The organism is Flavobacterium chungangense LMG 26729 (assembly GCF_000735715.2).
Lineage (GTDB): Bacteria > Bacteroidota > Bacteroidia > Flavobacteriales > Flavobacteriaceae > Flavobacterium > Flavobacterium chungangense.
In genome coordinates, this window is the sequence record NZ_JASY01000028.1 from 1 (window position 1) to 19733 (window position 19733).

Here is a 19733-nt window from a genome sequence, read left to right on the forward strand (position 1 = left end):
CTTAATTACTATTCTGAAGCTTATTCAATAAAACTGACAAAGTCCTAATCAGGGCATAAGTAGCAAACTTTGATAGAAGAGAAGGTTCACTTTGTCAGTTTGGTTGTTGATTAAAATTACTTTAAATCTTCCTAACAAATCTAAAGGATAGAAGTGAAAATCCTTTTGTGGCGCTTCTTTAGCGACACAAAAGATTGCAACGGATAGCAGGAAATAGCTCCTGAAAATTTCAATAAAGAACTTCTAAATTCCAAATTGAAATTATAAAATAAAAAAATCCCAAACTCTTTTGGAATTTGGGATTTTAAATATTGTGGTTTTAAAGAATCTAGATTTTCTTCATTTGCTCTTTCATCATTGTAATTTGTTCTTTCAGCATTCCCTGTTTGTCTAATTTCTTAGCTTCATTAAGTAAATTGGTAGCTTCAAGTTTTCTACGGCGTGACATGGCAACTCCTGCAAGATTTAATTTTGCTACGGCTAAATCCATATCCATAGACAAGCCTAATTCGATTGCTTTTTTAAAGTGTTTCTCAGCCTGGTTTATATTGGTTTGCGACAACATGATTCCGTGTAAGTAATTAAAGTATCCCTGTTGCTTTCTTACCAATGCAGTTTCAGGATTTTTAATGTATGCCAGCCATTTTTTAGCGCCCTCAAAATCTTGTTTTCTTAATTTAAGGAAAGCCAATAGGATAAATTCGTTTTTGAAGTAAAGGAAAACAGGAATTGCAGTCAGTAAAATAAGGAAGATTCCATTTCCGATATTACTTTCTGTAAATTGCCAAACGCCAGCGACTACAAGAAGTCCGGCTAAAATAAGTTTAATATTTTTATGAAACATAATAGGTGTATATTTGTGATTGCAAATATAGTAAAATGAATTAAAAATATTTTTATTAAAGTACTTGCCAGAAAAAAAAGTCTTTGTATATTTGCACTCGGTTTTGGAATAAGGATATTCAAAAACAAAAAAGAGATATTAGATACTATTTTAAAGATACAAAGCAATGAGCAAAAGAACGTTTCAACCATCGAAAAGAAAAAGAAGAAATAAGCACGGATTTATGGACAGAATGGCTTCTGCGAATGGAAGAAAAGTTCTAGCGCGCAGAAGAGCTAAAGGAAGACATAAATTAACTGTTTCTAGCGAGCCTAGACACAAAAAATAATGTTTCTATAAACATAAATAAGGCGTTACTTTTTTTAGTACCGCCTTTTTTTATACCTTGTCAGTAAATAAAGAGGTTAAAATTCTGGTTTTTAACAAACTACTGCAGATTTAAATAAAATATAACTACACAATACAAATAAAATGCCTAAAGACACATCAATAAAATCAGTTTTAATAATAGGTTCAGGACCTATTGTTATTGGTCAAGCTTGCGAATTCGATTATGCAGGATCTCAATCTGCACGTTCTATTCGTGAAGAAGGAATTGAAGTTATCTTGATAAACTCAAATCCAGCGACTATTATGACCGACCCATCTATGGCCGATCATATTTATTTGAAACCATTAACTACAAAATCGATTATTGAAATTCTGAAGGAACATCCACAAATTGATGCTGTTTTGCCTACAATGGGTGGACAAACGGCTCTAAACTTGTGTCTTGAAGCTGACGAAAAAGGAATCTGGCAGGATTTTGGAGTAAAATTAATTGGTGTTGACGTAAACGCCATCAATATTACCGAAGACAGAGAGCAATTCAAGCAACTGCTTCAAAAAATAAATGTACCTACTGCGCCTGCTAAAACCGCTACTTCTTTCCTTGAAGGAAAAGAAATTGCTCAGGAGTTTGGGTTTCCATTAGTAATTCGTCCTTCGTTTACATTGGGTGGAACAGGAGCAGCTTTTGTACACAGCAAAGAAGAGTTTGACGAAAAACTAACCTACGGATTAGAAATGTCACCAATTCATGAAGTCTTGATTGACAAAGCTTTATTAGGATGGAAAGAGTATGAGTTAGAACTATTGAGAGATAAAAATGACAACGTTGTAATTATCTGTTCGATTGAAAATATGGACCCAATGGGAATCCATACCGGAGATTCGATTACCGTTGCTCCTGCAATGACTTTATCTGATACCACTTTCCAAAAATTACGTGATTATGCGATCTTAATGATGCGTAGTATCGGAAATTTTGCCGGAGGATGTAATGTGCAATTTGCGGTTTCTCCTGATGATAAAGAAGATATCGTTGCCATCGAAATTAATCCTCGTGTATCCCGTTCTTCTGCTTTAGCATCAAAAGCAACCGGATATCCGATTGCTAAAATTGCTTCTAAACTGGCCTTAGGTTACAATTTAGATGAACTACAAAATCAAATTACAAAATCAACTTCAGCTTTATTCGAGCCGACTTTAGATTATGTAATTGTAAAAATACCTCGTTGGAACTTCGATAAATTTGAAGGAGCTGACAGAACTCTAGGACTTCAAATGAAATCCGTTGGGGAAGTAATGGGAATTGGACGATCGTTTCAAGAAGCATTACACAAAGCTACTCAATCATTAGAAATCAAAAGAAATGGGTTAGGAGCTGACGGAAAAGGATATACGAACTACGAACAAATTATCGAGAAACTGACTTTTGCAAGCTGGGATCGTGTTTTTGTAATTTATGATGCGATTGCAATGGGAATTCCGTTGAGCCGTATTCATGAAATCACAAAAATTGATATGTGGTTTTTAAAACAATATGAAGAGCTTTATACTTTAGAGAAAGAAATTTCGAACTATAAAGTTTCAAATCTTCCAAAAGAACTGTTGCTAGAAGCGAAACAGAAAGGTTTTGCCGACAGACAAATTGCTCACATGATGAATTGCCTGGAAAGCGAAGTACATACTTTGCGTATGGATCAGAATATCAACCGTGTGTTTAAACTGGTTGATACTTGTGCGGCAGAATTTAAAGCACAAACACCTTATTACTATTCTACTTTTGAGGCTGAAATTGAAAAAGTAAATGGCGAGCGTTATGTAGATAATGAAAGCATTGTGACTGACAAAAAGAAAATCATTGTTTTAGGTTCAGGGCCAAACAGAATTGGACAAGGAATTGAGTTTGATTATTCTTGTGTGCACGGAGTTTTAGCAGCAAAAGAATGTGGTTACGAAACGATTATGATCAACTGTAATCCGGAAACAGTTTCGACTGATTTTGATACAGCTGATAAATTATACTTTGAGCCTGTTTTCTGGGAACATATTTACGACATTATTCAGCATGAAAAACCGGAAGGAGTTATCGTTCAGTTAGGCGGACAAACCGCTTTAAAATTAGCTGAAAAACTATCTAAATATGGTGTAAAAATCATCGGAACCAGTTTTGATGCACTTGATTTAGCTGAAGACAGAGGGCGCTTCTCAGACCTATTGAGAGAATTACATATTCCTTTCCCACAATTCGGAATTGCTGAAACAGCTGATGAAGCTTCTGCCTTAGCAGACACTTTAGATTTTCCATTATTGATTCGTCCTTCTTATGTATTAGGAGGTCAGGGAATGAAAATCGTTATCAATAAAAAAGAACTCGAAGAGCACGTTATCAACTTATTGAAAACAATTCCAGGAAATAAATTGCTTTTAGATCATTATTTAGCCGGAGCAATCGAAGCAGAAGCTGATGCAATTTGTGATGCTGATGGTAATGTGTATATCATCGGAATTATGGAGCATATCGAACCTTGCGGAGTTCACTCTGGAGATAGTAACGCTACATTACCTCCTTTTAACTTAGGAGAGTTCGTGATGCAGCAGATAAAAGATCATACTTATAAAATTGCGAGAGCTTTAAAAACAGTTGGTTTGATCAATATTCAGTTTGCAATTAAAGATGATACAGTTTATATTATCGAAGCAAATCCGAGAGCATCCAGAACAGTACCGTTTATTGCAAAAGCCTATGGAGAGCCTTATGTAAACTACGCTACAAAAGTAATGTTAGGTCACAATAAAGTAACGGACTTCGATTTTAATCCACAATTAAAAGGATATGCTATCAAACAGCCGGTATTCTCTTTCAGTAAATTCCAAAATGTAAATAAAGCATTAGGGCCTGAGATGAAATCAACAGGGGAGAGCATTTTGTTTATTGATGATTTAAAAGATGATCAATTCTATGAATTGTATTCAAGAAGAAAAATGTATTTGAGTAAATAATACAAGATTCTAATAAAAAAAGCCTCAAAATCTAAAATTTTGAGGCTTTTTTGCATTTAATAAAAATATTAATTTTTTATTCGTTTTGGCTAAATGACATATTATCTCTTGTGTTTTTTTGAACAGAAATAGCGCCAAACAACGCTAGTAAAAAAGCAAAAGCATAAAATCCTTTTTCACTTGGTAAAATAGTTGCATTCCAAAGTCCAACAACTAAAAGTACAATTGATAAAAGTGTTCCAAACCAGCAAATCCCATAATAAATATCAGTTACAGGAAGATTTTCAAGTCGGTCCCTAACACTTTTCTGCAATGAAACTACTGCAAATAATCCGAACATTAGAACGGTAAAATAATATCCTTTTTCATTTAACAGCATTTCGGCTCTTGCTAATCCAACTATAAATCCAATTGTTCCTGCCCCAAGAGCTACCCAAGATGCCGCTATAAAGGCATTTGATGTTTTTTGTACCATGTTTAATAATCTAGTTTTGGTTATAGGCAAATATAATTAAATTCGGCACACATTAAAATAAAAACCGAACTAAATTATAACGTATAATCTTTCAAATGTATACAGCAAAAAAGCTCCTGAATTGGAGCTTTTGTTGAAACCTGAGATAGATTATTTAACCAATTCCTGTAATGGTTTTAATTGTTCCATGTCGATTTTTGATTCTTTCAAAACCGATATTAAAGTTATAATGTTATTTGGATTCATATTCTTTCCTAAAACACGAACAACAGCAAAACCATTTTCTTTTCTGTTGGCAAAAATTATAAATTCTTCGATGTTTTCATCAGTGCCAACATAACTTATTGAGGCGCCATCTTTACCGGAACCAACTTTCATTAACTCCTGATATTTGGCATTTTTTAAAATCGCTTTTACTTTTGCCCGCTCTGTTTCAAATTGTGCCTGATTTTTATCATTGGCTTTGAAAGCGAGAATATTCATCTTGTCGAAGGACTTTAAGGCTTCGTTTTGCTCTGGTGATAATTTAGTTTTTTCTAGGTTTAGAATGCTTGGAGAAACATCCAATGCAATAAAATCCTTATTCTCTGTATTTTCTACAAAGTATTTTTGTAATGAAGGTTCAGAATTACAACTTATTAAAGTTAGCAATGCTAAAAGTGCCGGGATAAAAATACCAACTTTCATCTTATTTTTTGCCTTTAGAGGCTTTTTTTAAGTCTGTACCGCCCGGTAATTTCATTTTATCTGTCAGGACAGCAATTTCATTTAAATCAAAGTTTCCTGTCAAGGATAATAAAACGGTGTCTTCATTTTTTGCACCATCGATAAACATGAATAATTCTTTGATTTTAGTATCAGTAGCGCCTGATTTAACATATATTTTCACGTTTTTCCCGCTATCATTTATGCGCATCAATTCTTCTAAATTTGCTGTTTTGATATATTTATCAGCAGAAAGCTTCATATCGGCTTCAATTTTTGAGTTTTTTGTAGTAAACACTTTTAAATTGTCCAGTTTTTTAATAAGATTCATGTATTGTTGAGTTTCTTTATCAGATGGATCTACTTTTACCTTACTCATTATGTCAAACATTTTTTTATTGACAATTACTGATGTTACGTCGTCCTGCCCGTCAAATTTATCAAATGCATTTTGTGCATAAAAGGCATGTGTAAAAAAAGCCAAAATTACTGTTATGATGAAATTTTTCATATCTGTTTAATTTAATTATTGTTTGAAAATTTTATTTTTTGATTGTTCGTATTCTTTAATGTATTGTACACTTTCAATACCTACATTAACATTATTTGACAATAGAGCCAAAGCTTTTTGTGTTTCGGCAAAGGCTTTTTCAGGATTGTCATAGGTTCCTAATTCTGATTGCGCAACAACCGGAGTTGTGGTTTTTTCGCTAGTATAAAAATAGGTTCCAATTCCTAGTAAAACAACAACAGAAGCTGCAATTGATAACCACCCCACATTTTGTTTTTTAGTTTGTAGCGGAATTGCTTTGCCTGTTTGATCGAGGTCCTCGAGTTCATACGTCGATTTTTGTTGTTTTACCTGGGAGAAATAACTGAAAATTGGTTGGTATTGCTCCAAATGCTGCGCAACATTTGATGAGGAAAAATAGTCTCGTAATTCATTTTCTTCAGCAATACTTGTTTCTCCCTGAAAGTATTTTTCTAATATATTTTCTATTTTATTTAATTCCATAACGGTGTGTGTTAATCATTGATTCTCTTATTTTTTTTCTCGCTCTTGAAAGTGCTACTCTTATAGCTGTTTCATTCATGTTAACAATTTTTGCGATTTCATCGAATTCATATTGTTCAACATCGCGGAGCTGAATTAGTATTTGAAGCTGTTCAGGCAACTGGCTTATTATTTTTTCTACCCATTCTAAACTATCCGAGTCTTCTAGTTTTTTGTCTAATTGAGGTTCACGATCCGTAAAATTATTATGTACAATTTTAAGATTATCTGCTCTTTTAGATTTTAATTGATCCAGACAATAATTTTTAGTCATTGTCATCGCTACAGCCTCGACATTATTATACGTGCCTAAATTGTCTTTTTTGTTCCATAATTTTACCATAACTTCCTGAGTTGCATCTTCAGCCTCTTCAGTGCTTGTCAATAATCTTTTTGCCAGACGAAAAACTTTGTCTTTAAAAGGATTTATTAATTCTATAAATACAACTTGGTTCATTTGTGGTTTTTTATTGATTTTTGGCCGGTAATATAGAATTCACATATTTCTATTTGTCTTTGATCTGTTTATGATCATATTCATTTCATAAATCAAAGATTTGGTTGGCTTATATATTCAAGACGAGGCAGTATTATTTTTGTTACAAGACAAGTTAAAAAAATGTTGTAAAAAAACCCTGTACATTTATATAGTTAAAACTAAAGGTACTATTTTTACGTTTATACTATATTGAAACCACTATTTTATGAAAAAAACATTAAGAAGTCTCGTTTACTTTCTTTTGATTGCATCTAGCCTGCAATCTTGTGACGATAAAGATGATGTTGCTACTCCAAAAGATCTGCAAATAAATAATTTTATATGGAGAGGATTGAATAAAGTTTATTTATGGCAAGCCGATGTTCCTAATTTGGCCGACAATCGTTTTACGGGTCAGGAGGATTTAAATTCTTTTTTGGAAGGCTATTCAACGCCAGAAGATTTATTTCAAGATTTGCTAAATAAACCTAAAAGCAAGTACCCTAATGGAGATGCTATCGATCGTTTTAGCTGGATTGTAGATGACTATACCGTTTTAGAGCAAGAATTAAATGGTATTACAAAAAATAGTGGTATTGATTTTGGATTAGGAAGGCAAGCAGAAGGATCAAATGATTTAGTAGGCTATATACGTTATATTATTCCTAACTCTGATGCTTCAAAGAAAGATATTAAACGAGGTGATTTATTTACCAGTGTGAATGGAATACCACTTACAGAATCAAATTATAGATCATTACTTTTAAATTCTGAGTATGATAGTTATACCTTAAATTTAGCCAATTATAATGGTAGTACTTTTGAGTTAAACGGTAAATCTGTAGCGTTAACAAAAACGGTTTTAGAAGAAAATCCAATTTTAATCAATAAAATAATAACTTCGGGAAGCCATAAAATAGGATATTTAATGTATAATGGTTTTTATGCTGAATATGATAATGAACTAAATCAGGTTTTTGGCAAGCTGAAAACTGAAGGAGTTACTGATTTAGTTCTGGATTTAAGATATAACCCAGGAGGTTCAGTTCGTTCTGCGATTAGATTAGCAAGTATGATTACAGGACAATTCTCAGATGATATTTTTGCAAAAACACAGTATAATGCCAAACAGATGAATAGTCTAAGCAGTTCACAATTAGAGTCATTAAATAGCAGATTTGTATCATCCTTTGACGGAAAGGCAATAAATAGTTTAAAATTAAACACACTGTATGTTATAACCACAGGAAGTACAGCTTCTGCAAGTGAGTTAGTTATTAACGGTTTAAAACCATATATTAATGTAATTCAGGTTGGAGAAACAACTGTAGGTAAAAATGTTGGATCTTATACCGTTTATGACTCCAAAACTTTATCTAAAACACGAGTAAATCCGATACACAAATATGCGATGCAGCCTTTGGTTTTTAAAATTTCGAATTCTGCTAATTTTGGGGATTATACAGGAGGATTGGCGCCCACTTTTGCACAAGATGAACGTGTGAGCAGTTACGGAGTTTTAGGTGATGCGTCTGAACCTTTATTGAATCTGGCCATTTCTAAAATAACAGGTTTAACGTCAAAAAGAATTCAAACTGAAAAAGGACTTGTTCTTCCTTATTTTACAGATTCAAAATCAATGCGTCGCTTTGGAAAAGAAATGTATTTTGAAAGTATTCCAAAAGAGTTTCTATAATTGTAAAAATATAAAAAAGGCTTTCATTTCTGAAAGCCTTTTTTTTCCAAAACAATTTTAAAAAAAAAACAAAATTAACTAATTGATAATTATTTTTTTAACCGCTTTTCTATCCTGAGCGGTTATCTCAAACAGGTATGTTCCGGGAATTATATCAGAAACTATAATATCGTTGTAATTTGATGTAGGGAGATTTTTCACAATTTTTCCGGTTATATCAAAAATGATAATACTGGTTTTTTCGTTGCTATTTAAATAAACAATATCTGAAGCAGGATTTGGATATAACATCACAGAATCAATATTAAAGTCTTTACCCCCTAATGTTGCTGATTTCTGATTAATCACGCCCACGCCATTCAAATCAAAACCTCCTGCCGCAAAACCAGTCGAGTAAGGATCATTGATTATATTTCCTTTACTGTCATAAGAGGCATACAAAGGATTAATTGTACCAATTACATCGATTATTTTAACATATGTAATATTGTTTTTATCTAACAGAGTATTATCCTGAATGTCTGATAAATCAAATGGAGTTCCAAAACCAGTACGATATTTTCCGGCTAGGTTATTAATGTATCTGCAATCAACTGCTCCAAAACCTCCAATTTGAGTTGTGGTTTGTGTTTCGCTATGTGAAGGAAACCTGAAAAAATTAATACCATCTGAGCTGACTTCTACAAAGGCCAATTCTAAAAAAGTATCAGAAAAACCATTTTCAAAAACAGCAAAATCAAATCCTGAACCATTAACGATTGGAGTGTCGAAAGTTAAGGTTGCGCTTCCCCCATCACCCAGACACACAACACCTGATCCTGATGTACCGCCTTTCATTCCGTCTTCGGGTGTTCCGGTAGAAGCTAAAGGGCTATTTGCTATAGCAATATCCTGAGGACCTCTTACAACTGTAATCCCTGTTGCCCAGCCTATAAAAACGGAACTGTTTTTTGCTATAGCTGTACTGCCGGTCTGACCTGCTGCCGGGGCATATGATTGTGCAGAAATTAGCGATGATGTAAGTAATAAGGTAAAAAGTAATTTTTTTATCATAATGGTTGTTTAAAAATGCCCTTATAATTTTGTTATAAGGGCATTTTGTTTTTTAATTGTTTGAATAAAAACCATTTGGTCCTATGCCAACAGTCAAAGTTTTTAATGCTGTTCCTGTAGTAGAATATACTGTAACAATTCCGTCTGCAGTAAATCCATTTGCATCTCCGGAATATATTTTACCATCAATTACCCCAAATCCATAAAAGGTAGACCAGCTGTTATCTGTAACTGAAAATAAAGGTGTGTTTGAAAAAGCTGTAGCATTTGTATTTATTGCATATACGCCAGTTCCTTGGGTATAATATATTTTATTTCCGTCAATGTCCATGTTTAAAGCGTCTTTCAATGTAGTGGACTCGATTGATGTTACAGCGTCATTTGCAGCATTAATTTTAAAAAGTTTAGTCCTGTCTTTGTTTCCGCATAATACATATACGGTACCATCATACACCTCAATAGAGTTTACTCCTTCTTCAACAGTGATAGTTGTAGAAACTGTATTAGTTGATTCATTTATTACGGTAACTTCATTTCCTTTTCCAAATGCACCGTTTGTTACGTATAATTTTCCATTTGCAGCTACGATTTTTTCAGCAGTTTTGTTTAATGAAATCGAGGTAATATAAGCATATGTTGTAGCGTTATAAACTGTTACGGCATTTGAGATAGCATTAGTTACATATAATTTATTGTTTAAAACGACACTGTAACGCGGGTTTTCTAGTTTTTCAGTAATGGTTCCAAGGCTTGCAAAAGTATATCTGTTAACAACCTCTACTTCATTAGAATTGTTTATAACAATAAACGCTTTGTCATCACTGAAGCTTAATGATTGTGCTACATCTCCTAATACTTTTGTAGGGTTTACAACAGAAAATATGTTGTTTTGTGAAGTCATTAAGTCGTTAGATATATAAGATACCGATGCATTTGGATTTCCAAAATTTCCTTCGTTTAAAATCAATACACCATTGTCATATGCTCCTAATGGGGTGTCAATTATAGTATTATCATCACTGCTGCAGGAAGCAAATAAAAAAGCAGATGCAATAAGTCCTAAATAAAGATTTTTAAATTTCATTTTTAATAATTTAAGTTTAAATAAATGGTTGCGTTTCTTCCAGGCATATAGCGGCTTGGTTGCGCTTCATATTTTTCGTTCCATAAATTGGCCATTCTGACACCAATTTTAAAAATATTTTTTTTGCTGAAATTATAATCTGCACCAACGTTTGAAACATTATAAGCATCCAAAATGTATTTTGGATTGTTATCTGATGTGGTGAAAATTTCTCCTGTATACATAATTTGATAATAAGCCGAAATCTTTTTGTAGTAATAAGATAATGAGCCGGTAAGTTTATGGTATGGTACGTAAAAAAGCTGTTTGTCAGTTTTATCGTTTAATGAAACTGTATAAGCATATGTTCCGCTAAAATCAAATGTATGCTTATTAAAGTTTTTCTTCCATCCCAAGAGTGCTTCAGCACCATAAATAGTAACACTGTCTGTGTTTTCCGGAGACCAGTTTCCGGTATTGTTCGGCAGCCATCGAATCATATTTTTTATTTTCATTCCATAGGCAGTAACCGTTAATCGGAAGTCTTTATGTTTAAATTCATTTCCTATTTCTGCCTGAAAAGAGCTTTCAGGTTTTAAGTCAGGATTACCACTTCCTGTCCAAAATAAATCGTTAAAGGTTGGAATCCTGAAATTTCTGGATATATTAAATTTAAGCTGATAAAAATCTGAAAAATTATATCGTGAACCTGCAGAAAAAAGAACAGGACTTTTATAAACGTCTGAAATCTCTTTTCTGGCACTCAATTCGTAATTCCATTTTTCGTTTAAATTATGTTTCCATAAAATACTTGCTCCGCCAATTTCACGATTGTTTCTGCCAACTCCTGAACCTAATCCATTATTTTTTGTATAATCTAAAATTGCACTAATTTTTATTACAGAAGAGATTGCATAATCAATATCATATTTTCCGATAAAACTTTTTACACCCCCTGAAGTAAAGCTTTCATTTTTTATATCTTCATAATATTTATAATGTTCTGAGATATAAGCAAGTCTTAAATTGGTTTCAAATTTGTTAAAACTGCTGCTCCAGGTCAATAAATTACGGGTATTGTAATCCTGATATTTTGTTTTTGTTGCATTTGGAGATGTCAAAGAAAAGTGACGCTCTCCATCAAAAATTTCGCTGTAAAATTTGATACTGTTATTCTGGTTTATTTTGTATCCAATAGCTGCGTCAAATGTATTGTTGTAATATTGTCCATTAGTATTCCATACTTTCTGACCTATATATTTAAAATCGTTGTCTGAATTGTTTCTGGTAAAGCTAGCATCCACACTCCATTTTTCGGTAGATGCTGTAATACCATAAACTGCACTTAACGTATTAAATTCGCCATAGTAAATCTGAAATTCATTTTTGAATGTATTTGTAAATTTCAAATCATTGTTTAAATGAATCGTACCGCCAATTGCACCACTGCCATATACTACACTTCCTCCGCCTGCTTTAACATCAATAGAATTAAAACCACGTGTAGAGATAGTGTTAAAATCAGCCTGACCAAGTAATTGAGAGTTTATATTTATTCCGTTCCAGACCACAACTGTTTGTTGTGATGTTGTTCCTCTAAATGACGGAGATGAAGTCATTCCTAAACCATTCTCTTTAAAATAAATAACGGTGTTGTAGTTTAAAAGAGAAGTTAATGAAGATTCATTTTTACTGATTATAGAGTCACTTAATCGTTGAATCGATTGTGTATTTGCAAATCTTTTAAGATTTGAATCCGAAACAATAACTTCTTTTAATTTTGTAATAGAGTCATTCTGCGCCCAAATAATCTGGCACAAAAGCAGAAAGGAAAAAATAAATCGTTTTTTTAAAGTCATAATTTCTACACTCTTTTTCCCGAGAGTTCGATATTTGTTAATAAGGCAGGTCTCCTGGCTTGCGTCTTGCTGTTTACCTTCCCATCACGGATGACAGTGGTTTTGTAGATAACAACAAGCATTCTTTAAAAAGAATTAAGCTTACAGTTGCGGGTACAGCTCAAGATTTATGGTTTTAAAATATTTAAAATCAGTTACTTGATTCCCTTTTAATGTGTTTTGATAAATAAAACACAACCTTAATTGCGTGCAAAGATAAAGTTAAAAATATGTAAAAATCAAATTTGTTTTACTTTTTAAAAGAAATTCTAAACAAATGATACTTTAAAAAATTATTTTGATGACTTCTCCAAAATCTACTTTATTTTGAAAAGCATCTTTTAATGGTAATGACGAATGATGACATAAAAAGCTCCTGATAATACCTGCATGAGCGATTATAATAACCGGATGATTTATTTTTTTTGATTTTTTTTCGGATAAGAAATCATTAGCCCTTTCATGCAATTCAACAAAGGATTCTCCATTTGAAACTTTAATATTGACAAAATCTTCCATCCACGGATTGAGCTGTTCTTGCGGAATACTATTCCAGTTTTTCATTTCCCAATCACCAAAGTTCATTTCCATCAGGCGTTTATCTTCCTCATAAGAAATAGTTTTTATATTATTTTGAATGTATTTTGCCAAAGTAACACATCGTTTCAATGGACTCGAAAAAATTATTGCTTTAGAAGGTAGTTGTGAAAGAATGTTTTCGAAAACAGACTCAAAAGGCTCCGCTAAATCCACATCAGATTGTCCGTAGCAAATTCCTTTTTCGCAGGTCGTTTCGGTATGGCGAACTAAATAAATTTCCATATAAAAAGAATGCTTAAATAATAAACCACTTCGCAAACTTGTTGGGTAGCGCCCAGACAATCACCGGTATAGCCGTCAATCCATTTTTGAAAATAACGAGCCAGAAAATAACGGGTTAAGAAAACAGGGATGAGGGCTAAAAGTAGTTTGTATTGAAAATAGGAGAGTGCCAATAAAGGAAGCAGTCCGAAGAAAAAGGAACCGAAAACTTCTTTCCAGCTATGGTTTTTTGCAATGGGCTTGCTTTTACTCGAAGCATCATCGCGCGAATATTGATGTGTAAAAATAATTGAGATTGCAGCCAAGCGACTTAAGGAATGTGCAGAAATAAACAGCAGAAAAACCAAATATTTTTCATTCGAAAAAAGCAAAACAGATTCAGAAAGTAATTTGAATTTCAATAAAAAAAGCAGCACTAAACCAATCGCACCATAAGCGCCAATTGCACTGTCTTTCATAATCATGAGGATTTTTTCTTTAGTCCAACCTCCGCCAAAACCATCGCAGACATCAGCAAAGCCATCTTCGTGAAAGGCGCCTGTTGTGAGTATAGAAGCAATGATTGCTAAAATTACAGCTGTTTCTGTAGAAAGAAAAAGATAAGAAACATAGAAAGCAACAAATGATATGCTTCCCACAATCCAGCCAATTAAAGGGAAATATCGTGTGGCTTTGTTTAAATATTCAGGATCGTGACTGATGTTTTTCGGACATGGAATCCGGGTGTAAAACATTAGACATGTAAAGAAAATATGTAGTTCTTTTTTCATTAAAAGATTTGATTTTTATATTTTAATTGAAATTTGCAATTGCTTTTATTTCCTACTCACTCCCGCACTTTCAAAACTTGCCATTTCATTCAAAAAAGCCTCGGCAGATTTCAGAATAGGAAAAGCAACAGCACAGCCTGTTCCTTCTCCAAGGCGCAAATCTAAATTTAAAATTGGTTTTACCTGCAGATAGTTTAATAATTTTTGATGTGCTTTTTCAGCAGAGCAGTGGCAGAAAACAGCATTTTGCAAAATATCAGGATTTATTTTCGAAGCAATTAAAAAGGCAACACTGCAAATAAAACCATCAACCAAAATAATCATATTGTTCCCGAAAGCTGTTAACATTCCGCTTGTCATTTGTATGATTTCAAAACCTCCAAAGTAAGCGAGCTGCTGCATTAATTCGGCCGGACCAGAATAATTTTCAATCGCTTTTTTAAGAAGATTTTGTTTCTGAATTAATTTTTCGTCAATAACTCCTGTTCCTTTTCCAACACATTCTTCAATCGGAAAACCGGTTAAAACGCTCATCAGAACTGAAGCTGTCGAAGTGTTTCCAATTCCCATTTCGCCAAAACCAATGCAATTAGAACCTGTTTTGGCAATAGTTTCGACAACTGATTTTCCTTTTTCAAAACACAACTGCAATTCGGTTTCACTCATTGCAGGTGCATGCAAAAAAGATTGGGTTCCTTTAGCAATTTTAGCATTGATCAATTTAGCATTGGTTGGAAAATCATAGTTCACACCAGCGTCTACGATTGATAGTTCGATATTATTCTGCTTACAAAAAATATTGATCGCAGCACCGCCTTCCATGAAATTGCCAACCATTTGTCTGGTTACATCCTGCGGATAAGCACTTACACTGTGATTTGCAATTCCGTGATCAGCTGCAAAAACGACAATATTAGGATTGTTTATTTTTGGATTTAAAGTTTTAAAAACTGTACCTAACTGAAAAGCCAAAGTTTCTAAAGTGCCTAAAGCACCAACAGGTTTGGTTTTAGAATCTATTTTTTCCTGTAGCAGTCTGCTGAAATTGGTTTCGTCTTCAGTTTCAGATTGAGGTTTTAAAACAAAATCCGACACATGATTCAGAGCAACACTTTTAATTTCTGTACAATCCGGAGTTTCAGATTTTTGTTTCCAATGCAGTTGCTGTAACATCGGTTGATTATCGTAATTGGTTGCAGGTTTTCCTATGCAGAAATAACCAAGAGGTTCAATGTTTTCGGGTAGGTTAAGTATTTTTTTAAACTGATAATAATTTAAAATCGAAACCCATCCCATCCCATATCCTTGCTCTGTAAGGGAGAGCCAGATATTTTGAGCTGCACAAACCGAACTAAATTTTACTGCCTCATTGCTTCCAACAGTTCCAATTGTAAATTGATTCAGAACCGATCTGTCGTACGCAATGATAAGCCCGATTGGGGCTTCTTCAATCGCTTCCAGTTTCAGGGATTTGTAATGTTCTTTTTGCTCGGGATTATCTGTAAGTTCTTCGGCCTTTTTATTATAATCCAAAAATAAATTTTTAACTGCACTCTTTACTTCTGCAGATTTGATGATATAATATCTTGTAGCATCCGTTAATCCTACAGAAGGTGCCCAATGTCCGGCCTGTAAAGCTTTTTCGATTACTTCATCAGGAACTTCATCGGCGGTAAAATGTCGGGTATCACGGCGTGATTTTAATATATCGTCCAGATTGCTCATTTTCAAAAATCAATTACAATGTCAAAATCAATATTAATTACAATTTCAAAAATCAATTGCAATAATCTTGATGTTTGAATTTATGTAAAGTTAAGGCAGAGCTTTGGAATTTGGAATTTAAAATGTTGGAATTTGTTTGTTAATTGATATTGATTTTTGCCATTGAAATTTGCCTAACCTTTTATTTTAACCGGAATACCTGAAACCATCAAAACCACTTCGTCTGCATTTGAAGCCAGAAACTGATTCATCCAGCCTTGCAGTTCGGTAAATTTTCTGCCAATGTGAGTATCGGCATGAACACCCATTCCAATTTCGTTTGTTACAATAATCAGGTTAGTATTGGGTTGACTGGCTATTTTTTCAAATTCGCTTTTTGCTTCTTCAAGTGATAATGAAACATCATTTTTGGTATCAACAAAAAAATTAGTCAGCCAGAGCGTTACGCAGTCAATCAAAGCTGTTTTGTCTGAAAAGTCAATTTCACTCAAATATTTTTCTTTTTCAATATTGGCCCATCGTTCGTCGCGTTCCTGTTGATGACGGTCAATTCGGTTCTGGAAATCAGCATCCCATTTTCTGGCTGTAGCGACATAAATTGGCGCATTTGAAAGTTGTAAAGCTAAAGTCTGAGCGTAGCTGCTTTTTCCGGAACGTTCACCTCCGGTAATTAAGTAAATCATTATTTAAATTGTTGATTATAAATTGTTAGTTATTAATTAAGAAAGAACTTGCTTAGCCATAACTTGGCTTTTAGTATTTTTAATTATGCTGGTTATTAATTTTAATATTGTAATTGCATTATTGTTAATGTTCCCGAATTCTTTTTCATTTAAATAGTCAGTTGCTTTGAGAAGTTCCAACCAATAAATTGTTTCATTGGCTTCTTTTTGAGCTATTGCAAATTTATGAATAAAATCATTTTTACTTTCAGCGTGCTCTGCTTCTCTTATCATAGCACCAATACTGGTTTCGGATCGCAGGAGCTGTTTGGAGAGAGTGATTTTTTTTTCTCAATGCATAAATATTGATGTAATTTGACTATTCGAATAGCAAAATCAAAACTTTTATCTTTTACAATGTTATTTTTCATTAACAACTAACAATTTATGATTTATAATTAATAAGGGCAATGACGACAGGCATTCCCGCAGCAGGTTCCTCTTTTTAAATGAAACCAGGTTTTAAAAACATAATTGCCATTTTCAATGTAATAATCAATGTCTTCAATTAGTTTTTCAGTTTTTGGTAAGCATATAGCTTTGTTTTTAAGTGCTTTTTTAGGAGTAATAGTTTCTACATAGGCATCAATTTTGTCGATACATGCTTCTTTAAAACATTCTGGACAAAGACAGTCTCCTCCTTCTGAAAGATTAAATATCGGAGGAAAGTCATTGCACCAGCAATTGTTTTCAGGAGAAATATTTCCGCAGCTAAAGGAAGATTCACAGCTTGAACAAACTTTCGTTTTTATATTATTCATAAATATTTAAAAATTGGTTTGTCTAAATTTGTAAGAATAAAGGTAGATAAAAAATAATAATAAATTACGTTACCTTTGTCATTATTGATAAAGACATTATTGGGAAGCAGACAATAATAATGCCATATTTCCTGAAACAATATAACATGCATATGAAACATTTATTTTCTAAATTTATTTTTATTGTCTCATTTTTTATACTGACAGGATGTAAGAAAAATGAAAGCAATCAAATTGTAACTTCTAAAATTCCTAAAAATACTATCGAGTATGCTTCCGGACTTTCTATTGTAAAACACGAAGGATACTCAATTGTGACAGTTTCGAATCCCTGGCCGGAAGCCAATAAAAAGTTTAAATATATTTTAAAAGAAAAAAATGCTGAAGTGCCTGACAGTCTACAGAATTATACAACGATTAAAGTGCCTTTGGAATCAGTTGTGGTGACTTCAACAACCAATATTCCGTTTCTTGAAATGCTCGATGTCGAAAACAAACTGACGGGGTTTCCGCATACAGATTATATTTCTTCTGAAAAAACCAGAGCATTAATAGATAAAGGTGCTGTTAAAAATGTGGGGCAGAACGAAAAATTAAATATGGAACAATTAATAGAATTGTCACCGGATTTGATTGTGACTTTTGGAGTAGACAATAATAATCCAATGTTGGATAATTTGAAAAAAAGTGGCTTAAATGTACTAATTCAGGCTGATTGGATGGAGCAGTCTCCACTTGGCAAAGCAGAATGGATTAAACTTTACGGGGCCTTATTTGGAAAAGAAGACAAAGCAAAAGAATTATTCGATAAAATTGTGACAAGTTATGATCAGGCAAAAAAATTAGTAGCCGGAAAACCTGTAGCTTCTACTGTTTTGTACGGTTCAATGTATGAAGATGTATGGTATGTGGCAAAAGGAAACAGCTGGGTTGCCAAATTTATGAAAGATGCTCAGTCTAATTATTTATGGTCAGATTTAGAAGGCACCGGAAGCCAGGGCTTGTCATTTGAAAAAGTTTTAGACAAAGCCCAAACCGCAAACTTCTGGATTGTTTCAGGATCCTTTAAAACTTTAGACGAATTACAAAAAGCAAATCCGCATTATAATGAATTTGATGCTTTTAAAAACGAATCAGTTTATTGTTTAGAAAGTAAGTTTGGAGCCACAGGCGGAACTATTTATTATGAATTATCACCAAGCAGGCCTGATTTGGTTCTGAAAGATTATATTAAAATTTTTCATCCGGATTTATTGCCGGGTTATGAGTTTACTTTTGCAACTAAACTGAACTAAATTGCCGAACAGAAAAAGAAATACGATTTTATTTAGCATTTTAGCTTTAGGACTTCTTCTGATGTTTTTTGCGAGTATTAGTTTGGGTTCGGTGAATATTCCGTTTAAAGATGTTTATGCAAGTTTAACGGGAGGTGAGGCTAGTAAATCGACTTGGGAATATATCATTATTAACTATCGTTTGCCAAAAGCCATTACCGCCATTTTAGTTGGAACGGGACTTTCAATAAGCGGTTTGCTGATGCAGACTTTGTTTAGAAATCCGCTTGCAGGACCTTATGTTTTAGGATTAAGTTCAGGTGCAAGTTTGGGCGTAGCTTTTGTGATTCTGGGGGCAGGCTTTTTGCCGTCCTTTTTGAAAATAATTGCATTATCATCATACGGAATTGTTTTGGCTTCGACTTTAGGAAGCACACTCGTTTTACTCCTGGTTTTGTTAGTTTCACAGCGATTACGGGATACAATGGCAATTTTGATCGTTGGATTAATGTTTGGAAGCTTTACAACGGCAATCGTAAGTGTTTTGACCTATTTTAGTACTGCTGAACAGCTTCAGAAATTTACTTTTTGGTCCTTAGGAAATCTTGGAAACCTTTCATGGAAATCAATCATTGTTTTAGCTATTAGTGTGTCTTTTGGCTTAGTTTTAAGTGCATGCAGTATCAAGCCTTTGAACGCTTTGCTACTGGGAGAAAATTATGCAAAAAGTATGGGGCTGAATTTCAAGAAAGCCAGATTAATAATCATTTTTGCGACCAGTATTCTAGCCGGAAGTATCACCGCTTTTGCAGGTCCGATTGCTTTTATTGGCCTTGCAGTTCCACATATTGCAAAACTGACTTTCCAAACCAGTAATCATATGATTTTGTTTTGGAGTACTTTGCTTTTTGGAGCTATTATCGTGCTATTCTGTGATATAGTTTCTCAAATGCCCGGTTTTGATGTGACGCTTCCAATAAATGCTATTACGTCTATAATTGGGGCACCGGTTGTGATTTGGTTATTGGTACGAAAAAGGAATTTCAAGTAATTAGTTTAAATCAAT

Annotated in this window: 19 protein-coding genes, 1 pseudogene and 1 riboswitch; of the genes and pseudogenes, 5 read left to right on the forward strand and 15 right to left on the reverse strand. The window is 33.4% G+C overall.

Annotation, left to right across the window (positions count from 1 at the left end; genetic code table 11):
• Window positions 1–328: 328 nt before the first annotated feature.
• A complete protein-coding gene (locus tag JE46_RS22685) occupies window positions 329–844 on the reverse strand; it encodes a hypothetical protein (protein WP_031457582.1) in 516 nt (171 codons plus the stop codon).
• 166 nt (window positions 845–1010) lie between these two features.
• Here JE46_RS22685 and rpmH point away from each other — a divergent pair, with 166 nt between their 5' ends.
• A complete protein-coding gene (gene rpmH / locus JE46_RS22690) occupies window positions 1011–1172 on the forward strand; it encodes a 50S ribosomal protein L34 (protein WP_008464848.1) in 162 nt (53 codons plus the stop codon).
• Window positions 1173–1315: 143 nt separating this feature from the next.
• Window positions 1316–4171, forward strand: coding sequence for a carbamoyl-phosphate synthase large subunit (gene carB / locus JE46_RS22695; protein ID WP_031457583.1), 2856 nt, complete (start codon window positions 1316–1318; stop codon window positions 4169–4171).
• A 76-nt stretch (window positions 4172–4247) separates the two neighbouring features.
• Here carB and yiaA read toward each other — a convergent pair whose 3' ends face one another.
• The 5 genes from yiaA to JE46_RS22720 form a co-directional block, all read right to left on the reverse strand.
• Complete coding sequence (gene yiaA, locus JE46_RS22700; protein ID WP_031457584.1) at window positions 4248–4646, reverse strand: inner membrane protein YiaA; 399 nt, start codon at window positions 4644–4646, stop codon at window positions 4248–4250.
• Window positions 4647–4796: 150 nt separating this feature from the next.
• Complete coding sequence (locus JE46_RS22705) at window positions 4797–5333, reverse strand: DUF4252 domain-containing protein (RefSeq protein ID WP_031457585.1); 537 nt, start codon at window positions 5331–5333, stop codon at window positions 4797–4799.
• Between the two features lies 1 nt (window position 5334).
• A complete protein-coding gene (locus JE46_RS22710; RefSeq protein ID WP_031457586.1) occupies window positions 5335–5862 on the reverse strand; it encodes a DUF4252 domain-containing protein in 528 nt (175 codons plus the stop codon).
• A gap of 15 nt (window positions 5863–5877) precedes the next feature.
• Window positions 5878–6366 carry a hypothetical protein gene (locus JE46_RS22715; RefSeq protein WP_031457587.1) on the reverse strand — a complete coding sequence of 163 codons (489 nt, stop codon included), beginning with the start codon at window positions 6364–6366 and terminating at the stop codon, window positions 5878–5880.
• On the reverse strand, window positions 6353–6862 hold the full coding sequence (locus tag JE46_RS22720; RefSeq protein ID WP_031457588.1) for an RNA polymerase sigma factor: 510 nt from the start codon (window positions 6860–6862) through the stop codon (window positions 6353–6355). The genes JE46_RS22715 and JE46_RS22720 overlap by 14 nt, the downstream gene beginning before the upstream one ends.
• Window positions 6863–7109: 247 nt before the next feature.
• Between JE46_RS22720 and JE46_RS22725 the strand changes: the two genes are divergently transcribed.
• Window positions 7110–8579 (forward strand): S41 family peptidase, encoded by a 1470-nt coding sequence (locus JE46_RS22725; RefSeq protein WP_031457589.1) that lies wholly within the window; start codon window positions 7110–7112, stop codon window positions 8577–8579.
• Window positions 8580–8657: 78 nt separating this feature from the next.
• Here JE46_RS22725 and JE46_RS22730 read toward each other — a convergent pair whose 3' ends face one another.
• From JE46_RS22730 to JE46_RS22770, 9 genes and pseudogenes are all read right to left on the reverse strand, one after another.
• Window positions 8658–9632: a T9SS type A sorting domain-containing protein gene (locus tag JE46_RS22730; protein ID WP_031457590.1), complete on the reverse strand. Its 975-nt coding sequence runs from the start codon at window positions 9630–9632 to the stop codon at window positions 8658–8660.
• A 52-nt stretch (window positions 9633–9684) separates the two neighbouring features.
• Complete coding sequence (locus tag JE46_RS22735; protein ID WP_031457591.1) at window positions 9685–10716, reverse strand: YncE family protein; 1032 nt, start codon at window positions 10714–10716, stop codon at window positions 9685–9687.
• Window positions 10717–10718: 2 nt separating this feature from the next.
• Complete coding sequence (locus JE46_RS22740) at window positions 10719–12554, reverse strand: TonB-dependent receptor plug domain-containing protein (protein ID WP_031457592.1); 1836 nt, start codon at window positions 12552–12554, stop codon at window positions 10719–10721.
• Between the two features lie 27 nt (window positions 12555–12581).
• A riboswitch (cobalamin riboswitch) is annotated at window positions 12582–12811 on the reverse strand.
• A gap of 67 nt (window positions 12812–12878) precedes the next feature.
• On the reverse strand, window positions 12879–13415 hold the full coding sequence (gene cobC, locus JE46_RS22745; protein ID WP_031457593.1) for an alpha-ribazole phosphatase: 537 nt from the start codon (window positions 13413–13415) through the stop codon (window positions 12879–12881).
• On the reverse strand, window positions 13400–14185 hold the full coding sequence (locus tag JE46_RS22750) for an adenosylcobinamide-GDP ribazoletransferase (RefSeq protein ID WP_031457594.1): 786 nt from the start codon (window positions 14183–14185) through the stop codon (window positions 13400–13402). The genes cobC and JE46_RS22750 overlap by 16 nt, the downstream gene beginning before the upstream one ends.
• Before the next feature lie 45 nt (window positions 14186–14230).
• Complete coding sequence (gene cobT / locus JE46_RS23930; protein ID WP_031457595.1) at window positions 14231–15910, reverse strand: nicotinate-nucleotide--dimethylbenzimidazole phosphoribosyltransferase; 1680 nt, start codon at window positions 15908–15910, stop codon at window positions 14231–14233.
• A 173-nt stretch (window positions 15911–16083) separates the two neighbouring features.
• Window positions 16084–16593: a bifunctional adenosylcobinamide kinase/adenosylcobinamide-phosphate guanylyltransferase gene (cobU, locus tag JE46_RS22760; RefSeq protein ID WP_031457596.1), complete on the reverse strand. Its 510-nt coding sequence runs from the start codon at window positions 16591–16593 to the stop codon at window positions 16084–16086.
• 36 nt (window positions 16594–16629) lie between these two features.
• A pseudogene (locus tag JE46_RS22765) lies at window positions 16630–17003 on the reverse strand (four helix bundle protein).
• Between the two features lie 27 nt (window positions 17004–17030).
• Window positions 17031–17393, reverse strand: coding sequence for a DUF5522 domain-containing protein (locus JE46_RS22770; RefSeq protein ID WP_031457597.1), 363 nt, complete (start codon window positions 17391–17393; stop codon window positions 17031–17033).
• A 152-nt stretch (window positions 17394–17545) separates the two neighbouring features.
• Here JE46_RS22770 and JE46_RS22775 point away from each other — a divergent pair, with 152 nt between their 5' ends.
• Complete coding sequence (locus JE46_RS22775; RefSeq protein ID WP_031457598.1) at window positions 17546–18688, forward strand: ABC transporter substrate-binding protein; 1143 nt, start codon at window positions 17546–17548, stop codon at window positions 18686–18688.
• Between the two features lies 1 nt (window position 18689).
• Window positions 18690–19718 (forward strand): FecCD family ABC transporter permease, encoded by a 1029-nt coding sequence (locus tag JE46_RS22780; protein ID WP_031457599.1) that lies wholly within the window; start codon window positions 18690–18692, stop codon window positions 19716–19718.
• Window positions 19719–19733 lie beyond the last annotated feature (15 nt).